26 protein-coding genes are annotated in these 24,105 nt (G+C 72.4%); 11 read left to right on the forward strand and 15 right to left on the reverse strand.

The annotated features are described in order from the left end of the window. Positions 1 to 12 precede the first annotated feature (12 nt). Entirely contained in the window at positions 13 to 420 is a 408-nt protein-coding gene (locus LADH09A_RS03760) for an ATP-binding protein (protein ID WP_238643327.1), read from the forward strand. 81 nt (positions 421 to 501) lie between these two features. On the opposite strand, the gene LADH09A_RS03765 is transcribed toward LADH09A_RS03760, so the two are convergent. Continuing rightward, on the reverse strand, positions 502 to 936 hold the full coding sequence (locus LADH09A_RS03765; RefSeq protein ID WP_238643328.1) for a hypothetical protein: 435 nt from the start codon (positions 934 to 936) through the stop codon (positions 502 to 504). Between LADH09A_RS03765 and LADH09A_RS03770 the strand changes: the two genes are divergently transcribed. Continuing rightward, positions 935 to 1,885, forward strand: a complete 951-nt coding sequence (locus tag LADH09A_RS03770) for a diacylglycerol/lipid kinase family protein (protein WP_238643329.1) — start codon at positions 935 to 937, stop codon at positions 1,883 to 1,885. The genes LADH09A_RS03765 and LADH09A_RS03770 overlap by 2 nt on opposite strands. A gap of 448 nt (positions 1,886 to 2,333) precedes the next feature. Beyond that, entirely contained in the window at positions 2,334 to 2,591 is a 258-nt protein-coding gene (locus LADH09A_RS03775; RefSeq protein WP_088950012.1) for a WhiB family transcriptional regulator, read from the forward strand. A gap of 80 nt (positions 2,592 to 2,671) precedes the next feature. On the opposite strand, the gene LADH09A_RS03780 is transcribed toward LADH09A_RS03775, so the two are convergent. Genes LADH09A_RS03780 through LADH09A_RS03795 form a run of 4 tightly spaced genes read right to left on the reverse strand, consistent with a single transcriptional unit; the run spans position 2,672 to position 6,094 of the window. Next, the gene (locus tag LADH09A_RS03780) at positions 2,672 to 3,484 is read right to left on the reverse strand and encodes a sirohydrochlorin chelatase (protein ID WP_372492219.1); all 813 of its coding nucleotides are present in this window, start codon (positions 3,482 to 3,484) and stop codon (positions 2,672 to 2,674) included. Then, entirely contained in the window at positions 3,466 to 4,227 is a 762-nt protein-coding gene (locus tag LADH09A_RS03785; RefSeq protein WP_238643330.1) for a phosphoadenylyl-sulfate reductase, read from the reverse strand. Before LADH09A_RS03785 ends, LADH09A_RS03780 begins: the two co-directional genes overlap by 19 nt. After that, on the reverse strand, positions 4,224 to 4,385 hold the full coding sequence (locus LADH09A_RS03790; protein ID WP_172862104.1) for a hypothetical protein: 162 nt from the start codon (positions 4,383 to 4,385) through the stop codon (positions 4,224 to 4,226). The genes LADH09A_RS03785 and LADH09A_RS03790 overlap by 4 nt, the downstream gene beginning before the upstream one ends. Then, on the reverse strand, positions 4,382 to 6,094 hold the full coding sequence (locus LADH09A_RS03795) for a nitrite/sulfite reductase (protein WP_238643331.1): 1,713 nt from the start codon (positions 6,092 to 6,094) through the stop codon (positions 4,382 to 4,384). Before LADH09A_RS03795 ends, LADH09A_RS03790 begins: the two co-directional genes overlap by 4 nt. Before the next feature lie 403 nt (positions 6,095 to 6,497). Here LADH09A_RS03795 and LADH09A_RS03800 point away from each other — a divergent pair, with 403 nt between their 5' ends. Beyond that, positions 6,498 to 7,961 (forward strand): glycosyltransferase family 39 protein, encoded by a 1,464-nt coding sequence (locus LADH09A_RS03800; RefSeq protein ID WP_372492221.1) that lies wholly within the window; start codon positions 6,498 to 6,500, stop codon positions 7,959 to 7,961. 304 nt (positions 7,962 to 8,265) lie between these two features. On the opposite strand, the gene LADH09A_RS03805 is transcribed toward LADH09A_RS03800, so the two are convergent. Both LADH09A_RS03805 and LADH09A_RS03810 read right to left on the reverse strand, forming a co-directional pair. Beyond that, positions 8,266 to 9,858 carry a PAS domain-containing sensor histidine kinase gene (locus LADH09A_RS03805; RefSeq protein ID WP_238643333.1) on the reverse strand — a complete coding sequence of 531 codons (1,593 nt, stop codon included), beginning with the start codon at positions 9,856 to 9,858 and terminating at the stop codon, positions 8,266 to 8,268. Positions 9,859 to 9,883: 25 nt separating this feature from the next. Beyond that, on the reverse strand, positions 9,884 to 10,915 hold the full coding sequence (locus LADH09A_RS03810; RefSeq protein ID WP_238643380.1) for an SIS domain-containing protein: 1,032 nt from the start codon (positions 10,913 to 10,915) through the stop codon (positions 9,884 to 9,886). A gap of 189 nt (positions 10,916 to 11,104) precedes the next feature. On the opposite strand from LADH09A_RS03810, the gene LADH09A_RS03815 reads away from it, so the two are divergent. Continuing rightward, positions 11,105 to 12,943 (forward strand): tetratricopeptide repeat protein, encoded by a 1,839-nt coding sequence (locus LADH09A_RS03815; RefSeq protein ID WP_238643334.1) that lies wholly within the window; start codon positions 11,105 to 11,107, stop codon positions 12,941 to 12,943. Positions 12,944 to 13,017: 74 nt separating this feature from the next. Here LADH09A_RS03815 and LADH09A_RS03820 read toward each other — a convergent pair whose 3' ends face one another. Next, entirely contained in the window at positions 13,018 to 14,607 is a 1,590-nt protein-coding gene (locus LADH09A_RS03820; protein ID WP_238643335.1) for an MDR family MFS transporter, read from the reverse strand. A 111-nt stretch (positions 14,608 to 14,718) separates the two neighbouring features. Between LADH09A_RS03820 and LADH09A_RS03825 the strand changes: the two genes are divergently transcribed. Next, positions 14,719 to 15,333 carry a TetR/AcrR family transcriptional regulator gene (locus LADH09A_RS03825; RefSeq protein WP_238643336.1) on the forward strand — a complete coding sequence of 205 codons (615 nt, stop codon included), beginning with the start codon at positions 14,719 to 14,721 and terminating at the stop codon, positions 15,331 to 15,333. 12 nt (positions 15,334 to 15,345) lie between these two features. On the opposite strand, the gene LADH09A_RS03830 is transcribed toward LADH09A_RS03825, so the two are convergent. Together LADH09A_RS03830 and LADH09A_RS03835 are read right to left on the reverse strand one after the other, a co-directional pair. Next, the gene (locus tag LADH09A_RS03830; RefSeq protein WP_238643337.1) at positions 15,346 to 15,855 is read right to left on the reverse strand and encodes a GNAT family N-acetyltransferase; all 510 of its coding nucleotides are present in this window, start codon (positions 15,853 to 15,855) and stop codon (positions 15,346 to 15,348) included. Further along, positions 15,852 to 16,067: a biotin/lipoyl-binding carrier protein gene (locus tag LADH09A_RS03835; protein ID WP_179783558.1), complete on the reverse strand. Its 216-nt coding sequence runs from the start codon at positions 16,065 to 16,067 to the stop codon at positions 15,852 to 15,854. Before LADH09A_RS03835 ends, LADH09A_RS03830 begins: the two co-directional genes overlap by 4 nt. A 226-nt stretch (positions 16,068 to 16,293) precedes the next feature. On the opposite strand from LADH09A_RS03835, the gene LADH09A_RS32025 reads away from it, so the two are divergent. Next, the gene (locus LADH09A_RS32025; protein ID WP_369814844.1) at positions 16,294 to 16,368 is read left to right on the forward strand and encodes a 50S ribosomal protein bL37; all 75 of its coding nucleotides are present in this window, start codon (positions 16,294 to 16,296) and stop codon (positions 16,366 to 16,368) included. 121 nt (positions 16,369 to 16,489) lie between these two features. On the opposite strand, the gene rsrA is transcribed toward LADH09A_RS32025, so the two are convergent. The 5 genes from rsrA to LADH09A_RS03865 all read right to left on the reverse strand — a co-directional run bounded on the left by rsrA (position 16,490) and on the right by LADH09A_RS03865 (position 19,799). Beyond that, positions 16,490 to 16,777 carry a mycothiol system anti-sigma-R factor gene (gene rsrA / locus LADH09A_RS03845; RefSeq protein ID WP_238643339.1) on the reverse strand — a complete coding sequence of 96 codons (288 nt, stop codon included), beginning with the start codon at positions 16,775 to 16,777 and terminating at the stop codon, positions 16,490 to 16,492. A 1-nt stretch (position 16,778) separates the two neighbouring features. Continuing rightward, positions 16,779 to 17,603, reverse strand: coding sequence for a sigma-70 family RNA polymerase sigma factor (locus LADH09A_RS03850; RefSeq protein ID WP_308194469.1), 825 nt, complete (start codon positions 17,601 to 17,603; stop codon positions 16,779 to 16,781). A 225-nt stretch (positions 17,604 to 17,828) separates the two neighbouring features. After that, positions 17,829 to 18,446 carry an alpha/beta hydrolase family protein gene (locus tag LADH09A_RS03855; RefSeq protein ID WP_238643340.1) on the reverse strand — a complete coding sequence of 206 codons (618 nt, stop codon included), beginning with the start codon at positions 18,444 to 18,446 and terminating at the stop codon, positions 17,829 to 17,831. 52 nt (positions 18,447 to 18,498) lie between these two features. After that, entirely contained in the window at positions 18,499 to 18,891 is a 393-nt protein-coding gene (locus LADH09A_RS03860; RefSeq protein ID WP_238643341.1) for a WhiB family transcriptional regulator, read from the reverse strand. Between the two features lie 197 nt (positions 18,892 to 19,088). Then, complete coding sequence (locus LADH09A_RS03865; protein ID WP_238643342.1) at positions 19,089 to 19,799, reverse strand: SOS response-associated peptidase; 711 nt, start codon at positions 19,797 to 19,799, stop codon at positions 19,089 to 19,091. A gap of 103 nt (positions 19,800 to 19,902) precedes the next feature. Here LADH09A_RS03865 and aroA point away from each other — a divergent pair, with 103 nt between their 5' ends. From aroA to LADH09A_RS03885, 4 genes are all read left to right on the forward strand, one after another. Beyond that, positions 19,903 to 21,204: a 3-phosphoshikimate 1-carboxyvinyltransferase gene (gene aroA, locus LADH09A_RS03870; RefSeq protein ID WP_238643343.1), complete on the forward strand. Its 1,302-nt coding sequence runs from the start codon at positions 19,903 to 19,905 to the stop codon at positions 21,202 to 21,204. A gap of 121 nt (positions 21,205 to 21,325) precedes the next feature. Beyond that, on the forward strand, positions 21,326 to 22,336 hold the full coding sequence (gene rsgA, locus LADH09A_RS03875; RefSeq protein WP_238643344.1) for a ribosome small subunit-dependent GTPase A: 1,011 nt from the start codon (positions 21,326 to 21,328) through the stop codon (positions 22,334 to 22,336). 28 nt (positions 22,337 to 22,364) lie between these two features. Next, entirely contained in the window at positions 22,365 to 23,183 is an 819-nt protein-coding gene (gene hisN / locus LADH09A_RS03880; RefSeq protein WP_238643345.1) for a histidinol-phosphatase, read from the forward strand. Positions 23,184 to 23,242: 59 nt separating this feature from the next. Beyond that, on the forward strand, positions 23,243 to 24,097 hold the full coding sequence (locus tag LADH09A_RS03885; protein ID WP_238643381.1) for a hypothetical protein: 855 nt from the start codon (positions 23,243 to 23,245) through the stop codon (positions 24,095 to 24,097). The last annotated feature ends 8 nt before the right edge of the window (positions 24,098 to 24,105 follow it).

Here is a 24,105-nt window from a genome sequence, read left to right on the forward strand (position 1 = left end):
GGGGGATGAGGCGTGACTCAACTGACTGGCCAGCCAGCAATCGACGACGACGTGGTGCACCTCACGGTGCCCGCCGACGGCGGTTACCTCGGCGTGCTCCGCACCGCCACCGCCGGTCTGGCGGCCCGGTTGCAGTTCGCGCTCGACGAGATCGAGGATCTTCGGATCGCCGTCGACGAGGCGTGCGCCATGCTGCTCGCCATCGCCACCCGTGACGCCGAGCTGGAGTGCCGCTTCGCGGTCACCGAGGACGCGCTGAGCGTCGAGGTGACCGTGCCGACCGTGCGGGGTGCGACGCTGCCCGGCGAGTCGTCCTTCGCCTGGAAGGTGCTCACCGCGCTGACCACCTCGGCGTCGGCCACGGCCGCCGACGGTCGGGCCACGATCGCGCTGCTCACCCGCCGTTCCGGCGGTTACTGACCGGCTCGTCACCTCACCGGCAGGGTCGCGCTCCGGCAGGGTCGCGCTCCGGCAGGGTTACCTCCCGGGCGGCCGGCAGGGTCACTCGAAGCCGAGCGCCCGGGTCGTCGGTGGGCTGACCAGCAGCCAGCTCACGCCCAGGCCGAGTGCCATCAACGGCACGCCCAGCCAGCCCAGCCCGGCCTGGATCATGAACCACCCGATCGGCAGCAGCATGAGCTGAAGCACGATCGCGGGGGCCCGTGCGCCCGCCTGGCGGCGCAGCAGAGCCCGGCCCAGCGCCCAGAGCACGACCGCAGCCCCGATGGCGAACGCCGTCACCAGCAACGCCGACGGAAGATCGGTGGTGGTGGCCGTGAGGTCGGCCCAGATCAGCCACACGGCGATCAACCCGACGACGGCCGCCTCCGCCCACAGCAGCCGGACCGCCCAGCGGAGCGTGACGGGAAACGGGGCCGAGTCGATGGTCACGCGCGCCACGATACCCGGGCTGACGGGAGGTACAGTGCCGCCCATGCGGGCCGTCCTGGTGGTCAATCCAAAGGCCACCACCACCAGCGAACGCAGCCGGGACGTGCTTGTCCGGGCGCTGCGCAGCGAAGTCGACCTCAGCGTGCGCTACACCCGCCGACGCGGGCACGCCGTGGCGTTGGCTCGGGAGGCCGCTGCGGAGGGGGTCGACCTGGTCGTCACCCTGGGTGGCGACGGCACGGTCAACGAGGTGGTGAACGGCCTGATGACGGCCGACCCGCCCACCGGCACCGACGACGCCCCGTTGGCCGAGCGACTGCCGGCGCTGGCGACCGTACCGGGGGGCTCCACCAACGTGTTCGCCCGCGCGGTGGGTCTGCCTCGGGAGTGGCCGGAGGCGACCAGCATGATCCTCGAAGGGCTGCGGCTGGGCCGGAGCCGGACGGTCGGGCTGGGCCTCGCGGACGACCGCTACTTCACCTTCTGCGCCGGGTTCGGCCTGGACGCCGCGGTGATCCACCGGGTGGAGCAGGCCCGGCGCAAAGGACGGGTGTCCACGCCGTCGCTCTACCTGCGCTCGATCATGAACCAGTATTTCTTCGCCTCGGACCGCAGGCATCCCGCGATCACCTTGGAGCGCCCGGGCGAGCAGGCGGAGGCCGAGTTGGCCACCGTCATCATTCAGAACACGGCGCCGTGGACGTACCTGGGCGACCGGGAGGTCAACCCGAACCCGGCCGCGTCGTTCGACCTCGGGCTCGACGTGCTGGCACTGCGTCAGCTCCGGGTGGCTAGCACAACACGCACAGTGACCCAGTTCCTGGGTCGGCAGCCGGATCCACGAGGTCGGCAGGTGTTACGACTCCATGACACGGCGGAGTTTACCCTGCTCTCCAACCGTCCGCAGGCGTTCCAGCTCGACGGCGACTATCTCGGCGAGCGGGAAAAAGTCAGATTCACCTCCGTTCCCGCCGCACTGAGAGTAATCTGCTAGGTCTCGGGTACTGCCGTAGGTCGACACGGTGACCGCAGCCACACCAGCTGGTTACCGCCACACCGAGGGGCAGGTGCCGGAAATGTCAGCAATGTCACGCGGACTGTACTATATTGATCCTCGACTGTGGCACGGCGGGTAACCAGGAAAGCACTGGAACCCGGACAAATGGGTTGTGGGCTTGCTCACCGCTTGGAGTTTTTCCGAGCGTCACCCTTGACATCACGAGCGTTCGTGAAAGTATTCACAAGCGAACTTGAGTTACCGGGACATTGCCTGGATATGCTCGTCAGGTTGAGCTGTTCCAGCAGGTCCCCGGCGATCACCGCCTGCTCACGCACTGCCGAATGGTTGGGCGCTAACTGTCACCATCGGCACGCGGATGCATATAGGAAAAGCACGACTAGCAATTGTTTGCCACCCATCCAGAATGAGGAGTGTTGCCGCCATGGACTGGCGTCACCATAGTGTCTGCCGCGACGAGGACCCGGAGCTGTTCTTTCCGATCGGGACGTCCGGACCGGCTCTCCTGCAGGTCGAGCAGGCCAAGGCCGTCTGCAGGCGCTGCTCCGTGACCGACCAGTGCCTGCAGTGGGCACTCGAGTCTGGTCAGGACGCTGGCGTCTGGGGCGGAATGAGCGAGGAGGAGCGGCGCGCTGTGAAGCGGCGCGGCGGCCTCCGGGTGCTGCGCGCTCACTCCGCCTGATCCCCCCAACGACAAACCGTTACGCCCCGGTGGGTTCACCCGCCGGGGCGTAACGCTGTCCGGCATCGGGCCCGCACCGGTCACCCGATCGGTGTGACCAGCGGCCGGCAGGGCCGGTCGTCGACCCGGCGCAGCACCAACTCGACCAGCTCCGGTGCGTCGGTCAACGGCGCGGCGACCGACACCGCGCCGGCCACCCGGGCCGCCTCGGCCACCGCGTCGTGGAACAGGCCCGGCGCGAGGAAGTACGCGCACACCGCGACCCGACGCGCGCCGGCCGCCCGCAGCCGGGACACCGCCACGCCGGCCGCCGGTGGCGCCGCCGAGGCGTACGCCACCCGGCAGGGCACCGCGAACTCCACAGCGAGCGCGTCCGCGACCTGGCCCACCGAACGACGCGCCCGCGCGTCCCGGGTGCCCGCAGCGGCCAGCACCAACGCGTCGAAGCGACCCGGGTGCGCCTCACCGAGCCTGCGGCGCAACCCGCCCAGCAGCGCGGCATCGACCGTCCCGTCCGCCGGGCCGAGCACGTCGGTCACCCGTACCGCCAGCGGTGGCCCGGCCTGCGCCGCCGCGGCGACCGCCGCCGGAATGTCCACCCGATGGTGGTACGCGGCGGTCAGCAGCAGCGGCACCAGCACCGCCTGACGGTGACCGGCCAGGGCCAGGTCGCGCAGGACCGCTGTCGGCCCCGGCTCGGTGTGGTCCAGCCAGCTCGCCCGGACCGGTGTGCCCGGCCGGGCAGCCGACACGGCTCGCGCGAGCGCCCGGGTGGCATCGGCCGCTCGCGGATCACGGCTGCCGTGTGCGACCACCACCACCGGAGTCACCCCGCCGGCCGCACCAGGGCCGGTCGGGGTCGTCGTCGGCGAGGTCAGACGTGCAGCCCGCACTCGGTCTTCTCGAACATGGCCCACCGGCCGGCCCGCGCGTCCTCGCCGGCCTTGGTGCGGCGGGTGCACGGCCAGCAGCCGATCGACCCGTACCCCTGCTTGAACAGCTCGTTGACCGGCACGTTGTAGCGGGCGATGTAGGCGTCCACGTCCCGCTGCGACCACGCCGCGATCGGGTTGACCTTGACCTTGCCGCGTCGCGGGTCGAAGGTCACCACCGGCGTGTTGGCCCGGGTCGGCGACTCGTCCCGGCGCAGACCCGCGGCCCAGGCGTCGTACCCGGTCAGGGCCCGCTCCAGCGGCTCCACCTTGCGGAGCTGGCAGCAGTCGTCCGGCGACTTGTTGAACAGCCGGGGGCCGTACTGGCCGTCCTGCTGGCCGACGGTGAGCCGGGGCCGGATCGACCGGACGGTCACCGGCAGCGTCCGGGCGACCTCGTCGCGCACCCGAAGCGTCTCGGGGAAGTGCAGGCCGGTGTCGAGGAAGACCACGTCCACGCCCGGGGCCACCCGGGACACCAGGTGGGCCAGCACCGCGTCGGCCATCGAGCTGGTGACGCAGAACCGGTCGCCGAAGGTCTGCGCGGCCCAGCGGGCGATCTCCAGCGCCGGGGCGCCCTCCAGATCGCCAGCAGCCTGCTCGGCCAGGACGCGAAGCTCGTCCGGGTCGCGCCGGGTCGCGTCGGCCGGCGTCGGGCCACCCGGACCGACCAGGCGCAGGTTCGCTGCGGAGACGAGGCTCATCGGGTCACCGACCGGGAGAGCAGCCCGGTGAACTTCACCGAGAAGACCCGGGTGCAGGCGCGGCACTCCCAGGCGCCGTGCCCCGCCTCGTTCGGCCGCAGGTCCTCCTCGCCGCAGTACGGGCAGTACAGGGGTGCCGCTCGGTTCTCGCTGCTCACCGCAGTTCCTCCTCGTCGACTCTGATCACCCAGTTGGCGAACGTCTCGCCCTCGCTCCGACCGGCCAGGTAGCGACGGGCCAGCCGTTCCACGTACTCCGGAAGCTCCTCCGCGGTGGTCTTCAGGCCGCGCAGCTTGCGGCCGAAACCGGCGGTCTGACCCTGGGCCATGCCCAGCCCGCCGCCCAGGTGAACCTGGAAGCCCTCCACCTGCCGCCCGTCCGGGCCGACCACCAGTTGACCCTTGAGCCCGATGTCGGCCACCTGCGTCCGCGCGCAGGCGTTCGGGCAGCCGTTGATGTGGATCGAGATGTCCGCGTCGAAGTCGCGCAGCCGCTGCTCCAGCCGGGCCACCAGCTCCTCACCGCGGGCCTTCGTCTCGACGATGGCCAACTTGCAGTACTCGATGCCGGTGCACGCCATCGTGCCGCGCCGCCAGGCCGACGGCCGGGCCTCCAGGCCGATGTCGCGCAGCGCGTCGACCAACGACTCCGTCCGCTCCGACGGCACGTCGAGCACCAGCAGCTTCTGGTACGGGGTGAGTCGCACCCGGTCGCTGCCGTGCGCCTCGACCACGTCCGCCAGTTGGGCGAGCTGCCCGCCGGAGACCCGCCCGACCACCGGCGCGGCGCCCACGTAGTGCCGCCCGTCGGCCTGCTCGTGCACACCCACGTGGTCGATCGGCTTCGACGGCAGGGTCGGCGCCGGACCGTCGAGCAGCGTACGACCGAGGTAGTCCTTCTCCAGGACCTCGCGGAAACGCTCCACACCCCAGTCGGCCACCAGGAACTTCAGCCGGGCCCGGTTGCGCAGCCGGCGGTAGCCGTAGTCCCGGAAGATCCCGACCACGCCGGCCCACACATCCGGAATCTCGGCCATCGGCACCCAGACGCCGAGCCGCTGGGCGAGCATCGGGTTGGTGGAGAGACCACCGCCGACCCACACATCGAAGCCGGGACCGTGCTCGGGGTGGTCGACACCGAGGAAGGAGATGTCGTTCGACTCGTACGGGGTGTCGACCAGCCAGGAGATCGACGTCTTGAACTTGCGGGGCAGGTTGGAGAACTGCTTGTCGCCGACGTACCGGGCGACGATCTCGTCGACCGCCGGGGTCGGGTCGAGCAGCTCGTCGCGGGCGACCCCGGCGACCGGGCTGCCCAGCACGATCCGCGGGCAGTCGCCGCACGCCTCGGTGGTCTGGAGGCCGACCGACTCCAGCCGGCGCCAGATCTCCGGCATGTCCTCGACCCGGATCCAGTGGTACTGGATGTTCTGCCGGTCGGTGATGTCGGCGGTGTCCCGCGCGAACTCCCGGGAGATGTCCGCGATCACCCGCAACTGGGCCAGGCTGAGCTGCCCGCCGTCGATGCGGACCCGGAGCATGAAGAACTCGTCCTCCAGCTCGTGTGGCTCCAGCACGGCGGTGCGCCCGCCGTCGATGCCCGCCTTGCGCTGGGTGTAGAGGCCCCACCAGCGGAACCGGCCGCGCAGGTCCTGCGGGTCGATGGAGGCGAAACCGCGGTGCGCGTAGATGGTCTCGATGCGGGCCCGGACGTTGAGCGGGTCGTCGTCCTTCTTGATGCGCTCGTTGGGGTTGAGCGGCTCGCGGTGGCCGAGCGCCCACTGACCCTCACCCCGTGGCCGGCGTGGCACCCGGGCCGGGCGGGCCGTCGGGTCCTCGGAACGGGCCGGGATGCTGCTGACCGCCATCGCGGCGTCCTCCGTTGTCTGCTGTGCCTCGGGGTTACGCGGGGCGCGGCGGCCGGCCCGCGAAGCGGGCGGGACAACGGTGTCTGAGACAGCCGGCGCGGAGCGCGCCCGAGACAGAATGGTCGGGCGTCGTCAGTAGGCCGGACAGATCGCGCTGCGCACGCGGCCGTAATCGACGTGGCGACGAGCCACGAAGCGGCGGACGACTGCGGCGGTCATGAGCCCCATGCTGCCACACCCCATGGGGGCCGGCCAATGTCCGCGTGCTGGATCCCACATCACGGGCCAGGCTGGTCGGCCAGCTGGTCACCGGGGACAGTTCGTGGCACCGCGAGCGGCGTGGCCGTGGCAGGCTCGGACCGTGGGCGGATTGTCCGAGTCGACTGCGGCGGCGTGGGAGTACCTGCGCCGCCTGCCGGTCTGGCTTCCCCCGGCGCTGCTGACCCTGGCGGTGACGCTGACCGGGCTGGGCTCCGCCCAACTCTGGCGTGACGAGCTGGCGACCTGGAGCGCGGCCACCCGGTCGCCCGCCGACCTGGCCCGGCTGGCCGGCACCATCGACGCCGCCACCGGGCCGTACTACCTGCTGATGCACGGCTGGACCAGGGTCTTCGGCGACTCCACGATCGCCCTGCGCGCGCCGGCCGTGCTGGCGATGACCGTGGCCGCCGGGTTGCTGGCCGTGCTCGGCGCGCGGCTCGTCGACCGGAGTGCCGGCCTCCTCGCCGGGCTGCTGTTCGCGGTGCTCCCCGGCACCTCCCGCTACGGTCAGGAGGCCCGACCGTACGCGCTGGCCACCATGCTGGCGGTGCTCGCCACCCTGCTGCTGGTGACCGCGCTGCGCCGACCGAGCTGGGCCCGCTGGGCCGGTTACGCCGCCGCTGTCGCCGCTCTCGGGCTCGTCCACCTGATCGCGCTCACGCTGCTCGCCGCGCACGCGCTGGTCGTCCTGGTCACCTGGTGGCACGGCCCCGCCGAGGCCGGCATCGCCACCGGGGAGCACCCCACCGGCGAGCGGGACCGGCGGGTGTGGCGGTGGGTGGTCGCCGTGGTTCCGGTCGCGCTGCTGGCCGGTCCGTTGCTGGTGAAGGCCCGGACCCAGCAGTCCCGGCAGTTGAGCTGGGTGGACCTGGCGCGGTTGGACGACCTCACGGCGCTGCCCGGCGGCGTGGCCCAGAGCAGCGTGGTGGGCGGCCTGCTGGTCGGGGTCGCCGCGCTGGGCGCGGCCCGGCTCGGGCGGCGCGCCCTGCTGCCGGTGAGCGCGGTGCTGCTGCCGGTACTGCTGCTCTTCGTCGCCGGCACGGTCGTACCCCTGTGGGTGCCCCGGTACCTGGTCTTCGTGGTGCCCTTCGCGTGTCTGCTGGCGGGTGCGGCGCTGGCCGCGGTGGCGACGCCGGCCGCGCTCGTCGTGGTGGTCCTGGCCGGGCTGCTCGGCCTGCCCGACCAGGCCGCGCTGCGGCGGACCCACGAGTGGCCGCGCAGCGCGCCGGTGGACTACGCGGGCGCGGCGCGGGTGATCGGCGATGGTCAACGGCCGGGCGACGCGGTGGTCTACTCGCCCCGGCACAGCTGGCTCTTCCTCGACCTCGGCATCGAGTACCACCTCGGCGACCCCCCACGGGACGTGCTGGTCACCGAGGACGAGGTCCGCCGGGGCGACCTGTGGGCCGCCGAGTGCCCGAGACCGGCGCAGTGCCTGGCCGGTACGCCCCGGGTGTGGTTGGTCGTCGCCGGCCGGCACACCGAGCCGCTGGCCGCCGTGCCGGGCGCCAAGGGCGACGCGCTCCGAGCGGACTTCACCGTCGCGCAGGTCTGGCCGCGCCCCGGCCTGACCGTCGCCCTGCTGACCAGCCGCCCCGACCGCTGACCCGCTGACACAGCCCGGTTGCCACCTGGGGCCCGTCGCTGCTCGGGCCGTCGCTGCTCGGGCCGTCGCTGCTCGGGCCGACTGGGGCCCGTTTTCCCGCCGCCGCCTCAGCTCGACCGGCCCGACCCGCCCGAATGCCGGAGGCTGCGCCCGGCGGCTTCCGACAGCCGTCAGACCGCGACCACCCCGGAAGGCGATATACCTGTGAGGCATAAATATGACTCACAGGTATATCGCTCGAAACGACACGACCGCTCGGACGCGTTGCCTCGCCAACGACGGACGGGGGCGGGTGGCGCGGCGGTCAGGCCTGTGAGCGGCCGTCCGGGGTGTTGCGGGCCAGCGGGACGACCAGCACGGCCTCGGTGCCGCCGTTGGCTCCGGCCCGCAGCTCGATGGTGCCGCGCAGCTCCCCGGTGACCAGGGCCCGGACGATCTGCAGGCCGAGCCGGCTGGCCCGCTCCGCGTCGAAACCCGGCGGCAGTCCGCGCCCGTTGTCGGTCACCGAGACGTGCAGCATCTTGCGGAACCGGTGTGCCGAGACGACCACCTCGGGTCGCAGCGAAGGATCGACCTCGGGAGCGGCGACCGGCACCATGCCCGAGGCGGCAGGCGCGCGGGGCTCCTCCGCCTCGTCGGCCGGCGGAAAGCCGTGCTCGACGGCGTTGAGCAGCAACTCGTTGAGGACCATCACCAGCGAGGTGGCGATCTCCGCAGGCAGCACGCCGAAGCTGCCCCGCCGTCGCATTCCGACGCTCACCTCGGTCGCCGCGACCTCCGTCGCCGCGCTGGCCACCCGGTCGACGATGCCGTCGAACTCGACCGCCTCGTCGCTGGACATGGAGAGCGTCTCGTGCACCAGGGCGATCGACGCGACCCGGCGGACCGACTCCTCCAGCGCGACCCGGGCCTCCGGCATGGACACCCGACGGGCCTGTAGCCGCAGCAGCGCGGCGACGGTCTGGAGATTGTTCTTCACCCGGTGGTGGATCTCCCGGATGGTGGCGTCCTTGGTGATCAGGGCTCGGTCCCGGCGACGGACCTCGGTGATGTCCCGGACCAGCACCAGCGCGCCGATCGGCACCCCGGCGGGCATCAGCGGCAACGCCCGGGTGAGCATCGTGGCACCGCGGGCGTCGATCTCCCGGCGGGGCGGCGCCTCACCGCGCAGCGCGGCCAGGATGCCGTTCGAGGCCTCGGTGCCGTCCAGCGGGTCGCCGGCCAGCCGGCGGTGCAGCGCGGCCAGGTCCTCGCCCACCAGGTGCGAGGCGTAGCCCAGTCGGCGGTACGCGGACTGCGCGTTCGGGCTGGCGTAGGTGACCTTGCCGCCGGCGTCGAGGCGGACCAGGCCGTCGCCGACCCGGGGCGCAGAGGTGGTCTCGCCGGGATGCCGGGGCGGCGGGAAGGTGCCGTCCGCGATCATCTGCGCCAGGTCGTCGGCCGTGGTCAGGTAGTTGAGTTCCAACTGGCTGGGGGTGCGCGCCGTGGAGAGGTTGGTGTCCCGCCCCACCACGGCGATCACCTCACCGGCCTCCCCCTCGGCGGTCCGCAGTCGGACCGGGATCGCCTCGTGCCGGGCCGGTACGTCGCCGTACCAGACCGGGTCACCCTCCCGCCAGATCCGGCCCTGGGAGTACGCGACGCCCAGGTGGGCCACCTCCGGCCCGCCGACGATGCGCCCCACCTGGTCGTCCTGGTACGCGGTGGGTGCGGTGGTCGGGCGGACCTGGGCGACGCAGAGGAACGTGCCGTCGGCGTCGACCGGCACCCAGAGCAGCAGGTCAGCGAAGGACAGATCGGAGAGCAGTTGCCAGTCGCCGGCGATCCGGTGCAGGTGGTCGATGTCGGCCGGACGGAGATGGGTGTGCTCCTCGGCGAGGTCGCGCAGCGTGGACACGGTGACCAGGGTGCCACGCCGCGCCTCACATCGTCGCGGTGACCTTCTTCAACCCGCGCGGCGCGTCCGGGTCCTCACCTCGGGTGAGCGCCAGGGCCAGCGCCAACCGCTGCAACGGCAGGATGTCCAGCAGCGGGGCGTACCGTTCGTCGACCTCGGGAACGGCCAGCCGGGTGGCGCCCGGCACCTCGGCGGAGCCGACCACCACGACGTCGGCGCGGCGCTCGCCGAGGCGGGGCAGCACCTCGCCCATCGACCGTCCACCCGGACCGGAGCCGACGACCGCGAGCACCGGGACCTCGGGGTCGGTCATCGCGAGCGGGCCGTGCAGCAGGTCGGCGCCGGAGAAGGCGAGCGCCGGCAGGTACGACGTCTCCATCAGCTTCAGCGCGGCCTCCCGGGCGGTCGGGTAGGCGTACCCCCGGCCGGTGGTGACCAGTTGCCGGGCGAAGCGGTAGCGCGGCGCGAGCCGGGTCGGGGTGTCGTCGGCCAGGGTGCGGGCGGCCAGCTCGGGCAGCGCGTCGAGCGCCTCCCGTTCGGCCGTCGGGAGTACGCCGTCGCCGGCCCGGACCCCCTCCACCAGCATCAGCAGAGCAAGCAGCTCGGCGGTGTACGTCTTGGTGGCGGCCACCGCCCGCTCGTGGCCGGCGGCGATGTCGACGCTCAGCTCGGCCACCTCGACCAGCGGCGAGTCGGGGGCGTTGGTCACCGCGAGGGTCAGTGCCCCGGAGGCACGGGCGGCGCGCAGCACCTCGGCGAGGTCGGGGGAGCCGCCGCTCTGGCTGACACCGACGACCAGCGCGTCGGACAGGTCGGGGCGGGCCCCGAACAGGGTGACCGCACTGGGCGAGGCGAGCCCGGCGGGCAGGCCGAGCCGGATCTCGGTGAGGTACGCCCCGTAGAGGGCCGCGTGGTCGGAGGTGCCCCGGGCGGTGAAGACGACGTGTCGCGGGCGGCGTTCGGCGATGATCGCCGCCACCCGGGCGATCTCGGCGGCGTTGGCGGTCGAGAGCAGGCGGGCGTAGCCAGCCGGCTGCTCGTCGATGTCGGCGGCCATGCCAGCCCCTGCACGTGTCACGGTGACCCTCCCCCTGCGCGGTTGCCGCGCGATTCTTGCTCAGTCTTGCACTTTTAACCGTATCTCAGCAATCGAACGAGCAGGACTGCGCAGCTGATCACCAGTTGATCTCAATATCAACTACGCTGGGAGTGCTGCACCCGCCTGGCCCAGCGACGAGAGGACGACGTGCCCGAGGGAACGGACGATCCCGCGCTCTCCGTGACGGAGGAGCTGGCGCTCGCCCGGCTGGCACTCGACGAGGGCGACCTGCGCCACGCCGCCGGGCACCTCGCCGGCGCGTTGGCACGAGCACCCACCCTGCCGGAGGTGCACGAGACGCTGGCCCGACTCGCCGCGGCGAGCGCCGGCGGTCTCGACCTCTTTCCGATCAACCACCACACCTTCGTGGGGGCGGTCGTCGCCCGCGCCCACCTGCTCGCCACCGCCGGCCGCCCCGCCGAGGGGCTGGAGCTGCTGGCCGCGGCGACCGCGCACGCGCCCGGCACCCAGTGGGCCGGCGTTCCCTGGGTCACCGCGCCCGAGCTCGCCGAACGGCTGGATCCGGACCACATCGCCCGCGTCCTCATGCAGGTCTGCGCGGCGCTGTCCGACCCGGTGCCGCGCATCGGCCGGGCCGCTCTGACGCCGTACCTCACGCTGGCCCGCAACGCGGTCACCGTGCACCCCGAGCACGGCCTACTGCTGGGCGCGGCGTCCGCGCTGGCCCGGCGTCTCGGCGAGGTCACCCTCGCCGTCCGCTGGGCCACCCGAGGCGTACGCGCACAACCCTCGAAGATGGGCGAGGTCTGGCTCGGGTACGCGTACCGCAGCGCGGGCCGGACCCGTGAAGGCCTCGCGGCCCTCGGTCGGGCCGTCGAGCTGGACCCCGACGACCTGGCGATCTACGCGGACATCGCCGGCACCCTGGCCGACATCGGCCGCCTCGACGAGGCACTGGAGTGGACCGAGCGGGCGCTCGCGCGCGACCCGGCGTTCGACTGCGCGGTGCACACCGCACACCGCCTGCGGCACCTACGCGACGGCGACCTGGCCCACCTGGTCGCGCTGGCCGACTTCGTCCGCGACCACCCCGACGACAGCCACGAGCACGGCGACCTGGCCCAGTGCTGCCGCGCGCGGCCCTGGCTCGGTCAACTGACTCCGGCCGGCGGCCCGCTGGTCGACGCGATGCGCCAGGCGGTGGCCGACGACGACAACGGTCTCGGTAGCGCCGTACGCCTACCCGCCGCCGCCCCGCCGAGCGCCGTCCGGACGGCGACGTCCACCGCGCCCGGGCTGCGGATCGAGGTCGTCGGGGGCGCGCTGGAGCCGGACCCGCGCGAGCCGCGGCGGGCGTCCGCCCAACAGTTGTGGCGCTACGCGGACGACCTGCCCACGCCCGCGCTGCCGGCACCCTCGGCGACGGCGGTCGAACGGATCGGGCAGGTCGCACACCCGGCGTGGCCGCACCCACCGGCGGCGTACGACGCGGCGGTGGGCCTGGCCGGCCTCGACGTGACCGACCTGCTCGGCCTGCTGGTGCACCCGCCCGCCGCGCCGGCCAACGCGGTGGGTCGGCTGCTGGCCGCCCACGACCCGTCGGTCTGGGTCCGTGGTGTGCAGGTGTGGGCCTGCCTGGGGCTGCTGCACCACCGCACCGACGAGCCGTGGGAGGGCTCGACCCGCCGCCGCGTGCTGCTCGACCTGATCTGGGGTGTGGAGGACTGGGTCACCGAGGCGGCGCTGTTCGCCCTGGTCACCGCGGCCTGGGTGGATCCCTCGGTGCGGTCGGACGTGGCGCGGGTGGTGGCGGAACGGCTCGCCGATGCGGTCGCCGTGGCACGGACCCGACCGGTGCCGATCGCCGCCTCGCTGGCCCACCTGGCACTTGCCGCCCCGGATCTGGACCCGGCCACCGCGGCACTGGCCACCGAGCTGCTCGGCCCTCTCTCCCCCCAACTCCCCCGCCCCCGCAACCCGCTACGCCGCCTCTGGCAACGACTGCGTGGTGCGCTCACCCGATAGACGCACCGTCGCGGGAAGAGGAGCGCCGCGCCAGCCCGGACGGGACGACGCGGCGCGCGGTGAGGAGTGTCGGGTCAGGCGACCGGGGCCGCCTTGCCGAGAGCGATCTCGGCCTCCTCCTCCGGAGTGGCCTGCGGCGGCGCCTCGTTGGCGGTCCGCAGCGGGATCTCCTTGATGAACCAGGCGAGCACCGGGATCACGATGGTGAACAGCACCGCCCAGAGGAAGACGTGCGAGATCGCGTCGGAGAGACCGCCGAGCACCATCTCGCGGGCCTGGGCGGGCAGGTCCTTGAGCTTCTCCAGGTCCATTCCCGCGCCGCCGGACTCGCCGCCGAAGGCCCGGCCACCCTCGGAGCTGGCCAGCCGGTTGGCGAAGATCGCGCCGAACAGCGAGATGCCGAACGAGCCGCCGATCGACCGGAAGAAGGTCGCCGCGCCACTGGCCGCGCCGAGATCCTTCTGCTCCACGCTGTTCTGCGCGATCAGCATGGACGTCTGCATGAGGAAACCCATGCCGACGCCGAGCACGACCATGTACAGCGAGGACATCAGCTTGCTGGTGTCGGTGTCGAGCATCGACAGCAGCGCCATGCCCGCGGTCATCATGACGCCACCGATGATCGGGTACGCCCGGTACCTGCCGTTGCGGGTGATCGCCCGCCCGATGACCAGCGAGACCACCAGCATGCCGAACATCAGGGGCAGCAGCAGCAGACCGCTGTTGGTCGCCGACGCACCCTGCACGGTCTGCTGGTAGAGCGGCAGGAAGTTCATCGCGCCGAACATCGCGAAGCCGAGCAGGAAGCCGATCACCGAGATCAGCGCGAAGTTGCGGTTGGCGAAGAGCGCCAACGGCAGGATCGGCTCCTGGACGCGGCGTTCCACCAGGCCGAACGCCACCAACGCGAGCACGGCCAGGACGGCCAGGCCGAAGATCTGCGGCGACGTCCAGTCGTACTCGTTGCCGCCCCAGGTGGTGATGAGCACGATCGCGGTGATGCCGACCGAGAGCAGACCCGCGCCGAGCCAGTCGATCCGGTGCTCGGTGCGGTACTTCGGCAGGTGCATGGTGGTGATCAGCACGAGCAGCGCGATCCCACCCAGGGGCAGGTTCACGTAGAACGCCCAGCGCCAGGAGAGGTGGTCGGTGATGAAGCCACCGGCCAGCGGGCCGGCGACCATGGCGATGGCCATGATGCCGGCGATCATGCCCTGGTAGCGCCCACGCTCGCGGGGCGGAACCAGGTCACCGATGATCGCCATCACGCCGACCATGAGGCCACCGGCGCCGAGACCCTGCACGGCCCGGAAGGCGATCAGCTGGACCATGCCGTCCTGCGGGCCGCCGAGCATCCCGGAACCGGCCATGCCGCAGAGTGCGGAGCCGACGAGGAAGACGACCACCGAGGTCAGGAAGACCGACTTGCGGCCGTAGAGGTCACCGAGCTTGCCCCAGATCGGGGTGGAGACGGTGGTGCCCAGGACGTACGCGGTAACCACCCAGGTGAAGTGGTTGAGCCCGCCGAACTCGCCGACGATCCGCGGTAACGCGGTGCTGACGATCATGTTGTCGAGCATCGCGAGCATCATCGCGATCATCAGCCCGAACAGCACGACCCTGATGTTGTTGGGTCGTACGCCGGCCTGGGTTGCCTGAGTCATGGGTAAGCTCCCCCCGAGGATTGCCGTACTTACTTGCCGCCCGGCTAGTCACCTTACTAGCCGCACGGTAAGTTGGGTACGAGCAACGGTCAAGCCAATTGGAGGGCGTGGGTGAGCGAGAGCACAGGCGGCGGAACGCGGGAACGGATCAAGGCCGTCGCGCTCGAACTCTTCACCGAGCAGGGGTACGAGAAGACCTCGCTCCGGGAGATCGCCGAGCGCCTCAATGTCACCAAGGCCGCTCTCTACTACCACTTCAAGAGCAAGGACGACATCGTCGCCAGCTTCGTCGAGGACCGGCTGGAGGGGATGGACGCCCTCACCACCTGGGCCGCGACGCAGCCGGCCACTCTGGCGACCCGGCGCGAGCTGATCTCCCGCTATGCCGACACGATGTTCGGTGGCGACCAGCCGTCGGTGATGCGCTTCTTCGAGCAGAACCAGACCGTGCTCAAGAGCCTCGCCTCCGGCCAGCAGATGCGCGGCCGGATGATGCAGCTCGCCAACGCGCTCTGCCGGGGCGACGACTCCCCCGCCGCCCAACTGCGCGCCGCACTGTCGCTGTTCGCCGTGCACACCAGCTGGTTCGCCGTACGGGCACCGGACATCACCAACGAGGAGCGTCGCCGGCTCGCCCTGGAGGTGGCCGACGAGCTGCTCGCCAAGATCGGCGCGGACGCCGACGACAGTGCGGCACCGGCCACCTCGGGCAGCCCGGTCGACTGATCGGTCGGCGGCTCAGCCGCGGGTCAGGTCCAGGCGCAGGCCGAGCAGGTCCACGCCCGCCGCGGGCGCCCAGTCCTTCTCCGGTGCCCGGACGAAGCCCAGCCGCGAGTAGAGCCGGTGCGCCGAGTCGGCCATCCCGGCCCGGACGCAGATCACCAGCGCCGTGCAACCCAGCTCGACAGCGCGCGCGACGCACGCCTGCGCCAACACCGCACCGACGCCCCGACCCTGGGCGCCCGGGTCGACCGCGAGCATCCGGAACTCCGCCTCACCCGGGCCGGACAGCTCCGCGAACCGCGTGCCCGGCAGCACGAACGTCACCGAGCCGAGCACCGCGTCGGTCACCTCGTCGACCGCGACCAGCACCTCACCGCTGGCGGCCCGGCTCGACACGTCGGCCAGCACCTCGCCGTACCCGTGTTCGCCCTTGAGCTGACCGTCCGCCTCGTACGCGGCCACGGTCAGCCGGGCCACCGCCGGGAAGTCGGCAGGCCCGGCAGGACGGACCCGCAACCCGGTCAAGCGATCACCGCGATGAGGTCACCGTCCTGTACGACGTCACCCTCGTGCACGGCGAGCTGCTGGATCACACCATCGGACTCGGCGATGACCGGGATCTCCATCTTCATCGACTCGAGGATCACCAGGGTGTCGCCCTCGGCCACCGTGTCACCTGCCGTGGCGACGACCTTCCAGACGTTCGCCACCATCTCGGCGCGGATCTCCTCGGCCATGTCCGGGCCCTCCCTCATCGCGATGTGTCTGCCGTCGTATCCAATCATGCGTCGCCCGGCGGCGGGCGCGCAGCGGCACTGCCGGGATGGCACGCCCGCCCTGGGGAAGGCGGCGGGTGTCGACCGCACTACCATCAGCGGGTCGGACCCGACGCCGGACCGCCGGTGGGTGCACTGGCGCCGAGGTCGTGCGCAGGACGGATCCGACCCATCACGAGGAGGTCACATGGCGAAGAAGTCCCGGAAGAAGAAGGCCCGTAAGAAGAGCGCCGCCAACCACGGCAAGCGTCCCAACTCCTGAACGGGTCGACGGGCCCACGGCCCGTCACCGCTCAGCCCGACCCGGCCGACGCCGGGTACACCGGTGGCCCGGGTCGACATCGACCCGGGCCACCGGTGTTGAAGCTGTGTCGCGCCGACGCTCAGTCGGCCAACTCGCGGGACTCACTGGTCTCGAAGACCACCAGCTCGGTGAGCTTGACCCGCAGCCGCTCACGCAGCTCGTCCGGCGCGGTCTCGTTGCCGCAGCACCGAGCCACCAACGCCCGCACCTCCTGCTCCAGCCCGTACTCGCGCAGGCAGGGCCCGCACTCGTCCAGGTGGTGCCGGATCAGCGAGCGCCGCTCGTCGGCGCACTCCAGATCCAGGTAGAGGTAGACCTCCGCGAGCACTTCGCGGCAATCCGTCTCGTGCGGCTCCCCACAGCTCACGTCACACCTCCCGGCCGGCAGCGGCGTTCGAGCCCTTCGCCGAGCGGGCCGCACTGAAGCCCCGCTCCCCGGCGTAGCGCTCGAGCAGCTTGCGCAGATTACGACGGCCCCGGTGCAGACGCGACATCACGGTGCCGATCGGCGTGCCCATGATGTCCGCGACCTCCTTGTACGAGAAGCCCTCGACATCGGTCAGGTAGACGGCCAGGCGGAACTCCTCCGGCAACTGCTGGAGGGCCTCCTTGACGTCGCTGTCCGGCAGCCGGTCCAGCGCCTCCGTCTCGGCCGAGCGCAGCCCACTGGAGGTGTGCGACTCGGCCTCGGCGAGCTGCCAGTCGGTGATCTCCTCGGTGGGCGCCTGGATCGGCTGGCGCTGCCGCTTGCGGTAGGAGTTGATGTAGGTGTTGGTCAGGATCCGGTAGAGCCAGGCCTTCAGGTTCGTGCCCTGCTCGAACTGGTGGAAGGCGGCGTACGCCTTCAGGTAGGTCTCCTGAACCAGGTCCTCGGCATCCGCCGGGTTGCGCGTCATCCGCAGCCCAGCAGCGTAGAGCTGATCGACGAATGGCATCGCGTCCCGCTCGAATCGGGCCCTGCGCTCGTCCGTCTTCTCGGTGGTCAACCGCACATCCCCTCGCGTCGGATGCTTTCCCGCCGAGGATACGCGCACGGACGTGCCCGCAGATTCACTTCCGGCTGGTGTGCCCGTGCTCACCACACCCGTTCCGCCCGGGCCCGCCGTCGCGGGCCACTCCGGGCCATCCAGCAGCCTCTTCAGCTGCCGGGCGTCCCGTTCGTCCCGTTCCAGGCTTCGTGTCTCGGTCGGCACCGGTCACCCCCCTCGCAGAAAAGTCGTCCAGGGTTGGTAACGCGAGATGACCACTGGGGCATTCCGACCGGCCCCCCGTTCCTGGTCCCGGCTTCGACGGCGGCCGGCGCTGGGACCAGGAAGGGCCTGGGAGGACTGGTGCCGTCGGTCCGGTTCGGGCCGGTGGCACCATCGGATGCAACGACCCTCGCCCGGCACCGGAAACGGTCGGCCGGGCGAGCCGGATCAGGTCGCCGTCCAACCCCGGGCCCGCAGCCAGTCCCGGACGACAGCCGCGGTGCCGGCCGGATCACGCCGGAGGTCGTGCGTCTCCCCGGGACGGCTCACCACCTGCACGGTCGGCGACGGCTCCGGCGTCCCGAACGGGTCCCGGTCGCCGTTGACGACCAGCGTCGGCAGGCCGGTGCCCAGCTCGGCGGCACGCGAGCGCTCCGGCCGCCCGGGTGGGTGCAGCGGAAAGGCCAAGGCGACCACACCGACCGCCCCCACCTCGCGCGCCGTCCGACAGGCGACCCGCGCGCCGCTGGAACGACCGCCCACCAGCACCGTCGGCACGTCGGCGTGACGTTCGCGCAGCACGGCGAGCACCGCCGTCCACGCCTCGTCGAGGTGACCCGCCGGTGCCGGGGCACGCCGACCGGCGACCCGGTAGGGCTGGGTCACCCGGACCACCGCCAGGCCGGCCGCGACCGACGCGTCGCGTACCGCCAGCAGGTCGGGCGCGTCGATGCTGCCGCCCGCTCCGTGCCCGAGAACGAGCAGAGCGGTGGCAGGGCGGGCCGGCAGGTCGGTGGTGATCCCCGCCGGGCCGCGCGGAGTGTCGATCTCGTCGCTGGCTGGCACCGACCCATTCTGCGCCGCCTGACAGACGGCGCGTGGCGGACCGGGCCGTTGGTCAGCTCAGCGGGACCAGGGTGAGTAGTCGGTCCCGTACCGGCGGGCCGGGGCCGTCGACGGCGTCCGGGTCCGGCTCGACCTCGCCACGCCAGGCGACCAGCATCGCCCGCCGCTCGCGGGGTGTGGTGGCACCCCACACTCCGTGGCAGTCACCGACGTCGAGGGCCCAGGCCAGACAGGACCCCTGTACGTCGCAGCCGCGGCACAGTGCGACGGCGGCGTCCGCCGGCTCGTTGGGTGCCGGAAAGAATGTCTCCGGATCGACGCTCTGACAGGTGCCTCTGGTGCGCCATGCGTCGTCCTGTTGCCGTTCCCGCACCGCTCGCAGCAGTCGCGGATCTCGCCGCGCCGCAGCCACCTCGTGCGGGCGGGGCATACGCGCTCGTGTCAATCCACCCACCTCCCCCGTGGGACCGGCAAGATCGGTGGACGTCGTCCGCCCCGTGCGAATCGACAGCCACTACCGGCGCTGTGTTCTATCGCACTTCGCAACATGGGGACAAGGGTCTGCCGGGAACCTGACTGAACAGCCAGGAGACGAATCGCGCGCAACCCTGTCAAATCGGTGCCCGACGATGCGCGGGGACGTCAGAACAGGGTCAACTCCTGCGGTGTCACCGTCGGCGCCACCGACACCCGCGCGGTCAACTGCGGCCCGTCGTTACGAACGTCGCCCACCGCCGCCCCCACCGGTCGGATCTCCAACCCCGCCAGCCGCTCGGGCGACGCCGGGACGAGCAACCGCTCCGGCTCGTCCGTCGACGCCAGCCACGACGACCAACTCTCGGGCGGCAGCAGCACCGGCATCCGGTCGTGCACCTCGGCCAGGTCGCCGAGCGCCGCGGTGGTCAGCACGCTGAAGGTGAGCCGGGATTCGGCGCCGGACTCCCAGACCGACCAGATGCCGGCCAGGGCGAGAACCGTGCCGTCGGCGGGGGTCATGTAGTAGGCCTGCCGCCCGCCGTCGGGCCGACGCACCCACTCGTACCAGCCGTCGGCCGGGACCAGGCAGCGGCGACGGGCGAACGACCCGGCGTACGCCCGGCTGGTGGCCACCGTCTCCGCCCGCGCATTGATCATGCGGGCGGCCCCGGCTGCGGAGCGGGACCAGTGCGGCAACAGACCCCAGCGACCGACACACAGGCTGCGATGCCCCTCCGGGCTCACCCGGACCAGGGGCACCCGGTCGGTCGGCGCGACGTTGTGGTCCGGACGGACCACGCCCTCGGTGTCGTCGGACGACTCGAACAGCGCGCTGAGCTCACCGGGGCTCCGAGTCGTCGCGTACCTGCCGCACATGGGGCACACGCTAACGCGTCGAAGGCCCCGTCGGCTGTCCCGCCAACCGGGAGTACGAGCGCCGGGCCACGCCGTCGACCAGTCGGCACGGCAGAATGTAACCGTGGGGAATCTGACCGCGACCCGGCCGCCGCAGCCGTGGACCGCACCGACCGCGTCCGACCCGGTGGCGGCGACGCTGCGCCTGCCCGGTTCCAAGTCGATGACCGCGCGCGCCCTGGTGCTCAGCGCCCTGGCCGCCGGCCCGTCGACGCTGGCCAGGCCGCTACGCGCCCGCGACACCGAGTTGATGGCCGCCGGCCTGCGGGGAATGGGCGCGCACGTGTCGATCAGCGACGACGAGCAGTGGCTGGTCCGGCCGCACCCGCTGGCCGGCCCCGCGCACGTCGACGTCGGGCTGGCCGGCACCGTGATGCGGTTCGTGCCTCCGGTGGCCGGGCTGGCCGACGGGCAGGTCACCTTCGACGGCGACCCCCATGCCCGCACCCGACCGCTCGGTCCGCTGATCGAGGCGCTGCGGTCGCTGGGTGTCCGGATCGACGTCACCGGCGCGGGCAGCCTGCCGCTGACCGTGTTCGGCACCGGCCGGGTCACCGGCGGTGAGGTGGTGATCGACGCGTCCGCGTCCAGCCAGCTCGTCTCCGGGTTGCTGCTGGCCGGCCCGCGGTTCGACCGGGGCGTCGTGGTGCGGCACGTCGGCACGCCGGTGCCGTCCGCGCCGCATCTCCGGATGACGGTGCAGATGCTGCGGGCCGCCGGCGCGGCCGTCGACGACACCACCCCCGACGTGTGGACCGTCGAGCCCGGCCCCCTCACCGGGCGCGGCTGGGAGATCGAGCCGGACCTCTCCGGCGCGGTGCCGTTCTTCGCCGCGGCCCTGGTCACCGGCGGCGAGGTGACCTTGCAGGGCTGGCCGCGCAGCAGCCCGCAGCCGGTCGAGCAGCTCCGCTCGCTGCTCCAGCGGATGGGCGGCGAGGTCACCCTCTCCACCAACGGGCTGACCGTCCGGGGCACCGGCGTGGTGCACGGCCTGACCGCCGACCTCTCCGACGTCAGCGAGCTGACCCCGGCGCTGACCGCGCTGGCCATGCTGGCCGACTCACCGTCGGTGTTCACCGGCGTCGGGCACATCCGTGGCCACGAGACCGACCGGCTGACCGCGCTCGCGCGGGAGTTCACCGCCCTCGGGGCGGACGTCACCGAGTCGCCGGACGGGCTGGAGATCCGACCCCGACCACTGCGCGGCGGGGTGTTCCGCACCTACCACGACCACCGGATGGCGCACGCCGCCGCGGTGGCCGGCCTCGCCGTGCCCGGCATCGAGGTGGACGACGTGGGGTGTACCTCCAAGACCATGCCCGAGTTCCCGGCACTATGGTCAGCGATGGTGACCGGCAAGAGCTGAAGCGAGAAGAGGACAGGTCCTGGCGACCAAACGGCGGGAGTACGACGAGGACGACGTACGGGTTCGGCCCGGAAAGTCGTCGCGCCCGCGTACGCGCACCCGCCCGCAGCACTCCGACGCGGTGGACGGGTTCGTCATCGCCGTGGACCGGGGGCGCTACCAGTGCGTGCTGTCCGGGGCCGAGCGCGGCGTGGTCGGGGCCGAGCTGCCCACGATCACCGCCATGCGGGCCCGCGAGCTGGGCCGCAAGTCGGTGGTGGTCGGCGACCGGGTCAGCCTGGTCGGGGACACGTCCGGCGCGGAGGGCGCCCTGGCCCGCATCGTCCGGATCGCCGAACGCCGCTCGGTGCTGCGCCGCACCGCCGACGACGACGAGACCACCGCCGAGGGCCGACTGGAACGGGTCGTGGTGGCCAACGCGGACCAGTTGGTGATCGTCAGCGCGTTGGCCGACCCACCGCCGCGCACCGGGTTCATCGACCGCTGCCTGGTGGCCGCGTACGACGCGGACGTCGAACCGCTGCTCTGCCTCACCAAGGCCGACCTGGCCGGGCCGGAGGAGGTGCTGGGTTACTACACCGAGTTGGAGCTGCCGTACGTGCTCAACCGCCCCGACAGCGACCTGGCCGCGCTGCGCGCGCTGCTGGGCGGCAAGGTGTCGGTGCTGGTCGGGCACTCCGGGGTGGGCAAGTCGACGTTGGTCAACCGCCTCGTTCCGGACGCGCTGCGCGCGGTCGGCGTGGTGAGTGCGATCGGTCGTGGCCGACACACCTCCACCAGCGCGGTGGCGCTGCGGCTGCCACCGGTGCCCGGCGTCGACACCGACCCCGGCTGGATCATCGACACCCCCGGCATCCGCAGCTTCGGCCTGGCCCACGTGTCCGCCGACAGCCTGCTGCACGGCTTCCCCGACCTGGTCGAGGGCACCGTCGACTGCCCACCCAACTGCCAGCACACGGCGGACGAGGCCGACTGTGGGCTGGACGCCTGGGTGGCCGCCGGCAAGGCCGATCCGCGCCGGTTGGCGTCGTACCGCCGGTTGCTGGCCTCCCGGGCCGGCGAGGGTGACTCGCGCGGCGAGAGCGACCAGCGCGGGCCCGGCGAGGGTGACCGGCGCGGCCCCGACGAGTGAGCCGGCGGGCGTCGGCTAGGTTGCCGGGATGACCGGGTACGCCGACGACCTCGCCCTCGCCCACCTGCTCGCCGACCGGGCCGACGCCATCTCCACAGCCCGGTTCCGCGCGCTCGACCTGCGGGTCGAGGCGAAGCCCGACCTGACCCCGGTCTCCGACGCGGACACCGCCGTGGAGCGCGAGATCCGCGCCCTGCTGGCCGAGCACCGCCCGGCGGACGGGCTGCTCGGTGAGGAGTACGGCGCCGGGCCCTCCACCGACGCGGACGGCCGCCGGTGGATCATCGACCCGATCGACGGCACCAAGAACTTCGTGCGGGGCGTGCCGGTCTGGGCCACCCTGATCGCGCTCTACGACGGCGACCGGCCGGCGGTCGGCGTGGTGTCCGCCCCGGCGCTGGGACGACGCTGGTGGGCCAGCGCGGGCGCGGGCGCGTACGCCGGTCGTCGCGCGGGCGCCGGCGAGCGGATCGGGGTGTCCGCGGTACGCGAGATCGCGGATGCCAGCTTCTGCTACTCGTCGCTCGACGGGTGGGAACGCGCCGGTCGGCTCGACGCGATGCTCGACCTGATGCGGGCCACCTGGCGCAGCCGGGCGTACGGCGACTTCTACGGCTACATGCTGCTGGCCGAGGGCGCACTGGACGTGATGGTCGAGCCGGAGCTGTCCCTGTGGGACGTGGCGGCGCTGGTGCCGATCGTCACCGAGGCGGGTGGCACGGTCACGGATCTGTTCGGCCGGCCGGCCCCGGCCGGCGCGCCGGGCACCGACAGCAGTGTGGTGGCCACCAACGGTGTGCTGCACCCCGACATCCTCACCAGGCTCGATCGCCCAGCCGAGCGCTGACCCCCGGCAACCTCTATCCTCGCCAGGTGGTCTCCTCCGGTTGGTGTTTTCTCGCGACGATGATCGTCGCGTACGGCTTCGCCAACCTTCTCCAGTCGGTGGCCGCGGCCCGCACCACGGTTCACCACACCTTCGATCCGGGCCTGCTGCTGCGCCTCGCCGGGCACCGGACGTACCTGATCGGTCTGGGCTGCCAGATCGCCGGTTTCGTGTTCGCCTTCCTGGCCCGACGGGACCTGCCGCTGTTCCTCGTGCAGGCCAGCGTGGCGGCCGGGCTCGGGGTGACCGCCATCCTCGGTGTGCTGGTGCTGAAGTGGCGACTGCCGGCGGCGGAGGTGGTGCTGCTGGCCCTGCTCTTCGCCGGCATCACCGCCCTGGTGCTCTCCGCCCGCCCGGCGCCGTCGAAGCAGCTCGGCACCGCCGGAACGATCGCCCTGCTGGTGGCGCTCGGCGTCATCGCGGTGCTCGGGGTCTTCGCCGTCCGGCTGCACGGGGCGCCCGGTTCGGTGGCCCTCGGCTCGCTGGCGGGGCTGGCGTTCAGCTCGGCCGCGGTCGCCGCCCGGCCGCTGGCATCCGCGTCGTCCGCCGAGGCGTTCCTCGCCCACCCGCTGTTCTACCTGCTGATCGCCCACTCGATCGTCGGTCAGCTGCTGCTCGGCCTGGCCATGCAGCGTGGCTCGACGACCGCCGCGGTCGCCGCGATGGACGCCGCCGGCGCGGTGCCGGCCGCGATCGTCGGCCTGCTGCTGCTCAACGACAAGATCTGGCCGGGCCGGGAGTGGCTGGCGGCGGTCGGTTTCCTGGTCACCCTGGCCGCGGTGATCGGGCTGACCCGGTACGCGCAGCCGCAGCAGCAGCGCCCGGCAACGCGTCGCCGCGACCGGGCGATGGTCGCGGCGACCCGTCCCGGCTGACCGACCCG

Origin of the sequence: Micromonospora cabrerizensis (assembly GCF_022230955.1) — a bacterium.
Taxonomy (GTDB): Bacteria; Actinomycetota; Actinomycetes; order Mycobacteriales; family Micromonosporaceae; genus Micromonospora; species Micromonospora cabrerizensis.

Bases quoted from the DNA above. Each gene is read 5' to 3' on its own strand.
- LADH09A_RS03795 (WP_238643331.1), bottom strand. From the start codon at position 6,094: ATGGCGGTCAGCAGCATCCCGGCCCGTTCCGAGGACCCGACGGCCCGC.
- LADH09A_RS03775 (WP_088950012.1), top strand. From the start codon at position 2,334: ATGGACTGGCGTCACCATAGTGTCTGCCGCGACGAGGACCCGGAGCTG.
- hisN (WP_238643345.1), top strand. From the start codon at position 22,365: ATGACCGGGTACGCCGACGACCTCGCCCTCGCCCACCTGCTCGCCGAC.
- LADH09A_RS03820 (WP_238643335.1), bottom strand. From the start codon at position 14,607: ATGACTCAGGCAACCCAGGCCGGCGTACGACCCAACAACATCAGGGTC.
- LADH09A_RS03865 (WP_238643342.1), bottom strand. From the start codon at position 19,799: ATGTGCGGCAGGTACGCGACGACTCGGAGCCCCGGTGAGCTCAGCGCG.
- LADH09A_RS03810 (WP_238643380.1), bottom strand. From the start codon at position 10,915: ATGGCCGCCGACATCGACGAGCAGCCGGCTGGCTACGCCCGCCTGCTC.
- LADH09A_RS03785 (WP_238643330.1), bottom strand. From the start codon at position 4,227: ATGAGCCTCGTCTCCGCAGCGAACCTGCGCCTGGTCGGTCCGGGTGGC.
- LADH09A_RS03765 (WP_238643328.1), bottom strand. From the start codon at position 936: ATGGGCGGCACTGTACCTCCCGTCAGCCCGGGTATCGTGGCGCGCGTG.
- LADH09A_RS03835 (WP_179783558.1), bottom strand. From the start codon at position 16,067: ATGGCCGAGGAGATCCGCGCCGAGATGGTGGCGAACGTCTGGAAGGTC.
- LADH09A_RS03770 (WP_238643329.1), top strand. From the start codon at position 935: ATGCGGGCCGTCCTGGTGGTCAATCCAAAGGCCACCACCACCAGCGAA.
- LADH09A_RS03885 (WP_238643381.1), top strand. From the start codon at position 23,243: ATGATCGTCGCGTACGGCTTCGCCAACCTTCTCCAGTCGGTGGCCGCG.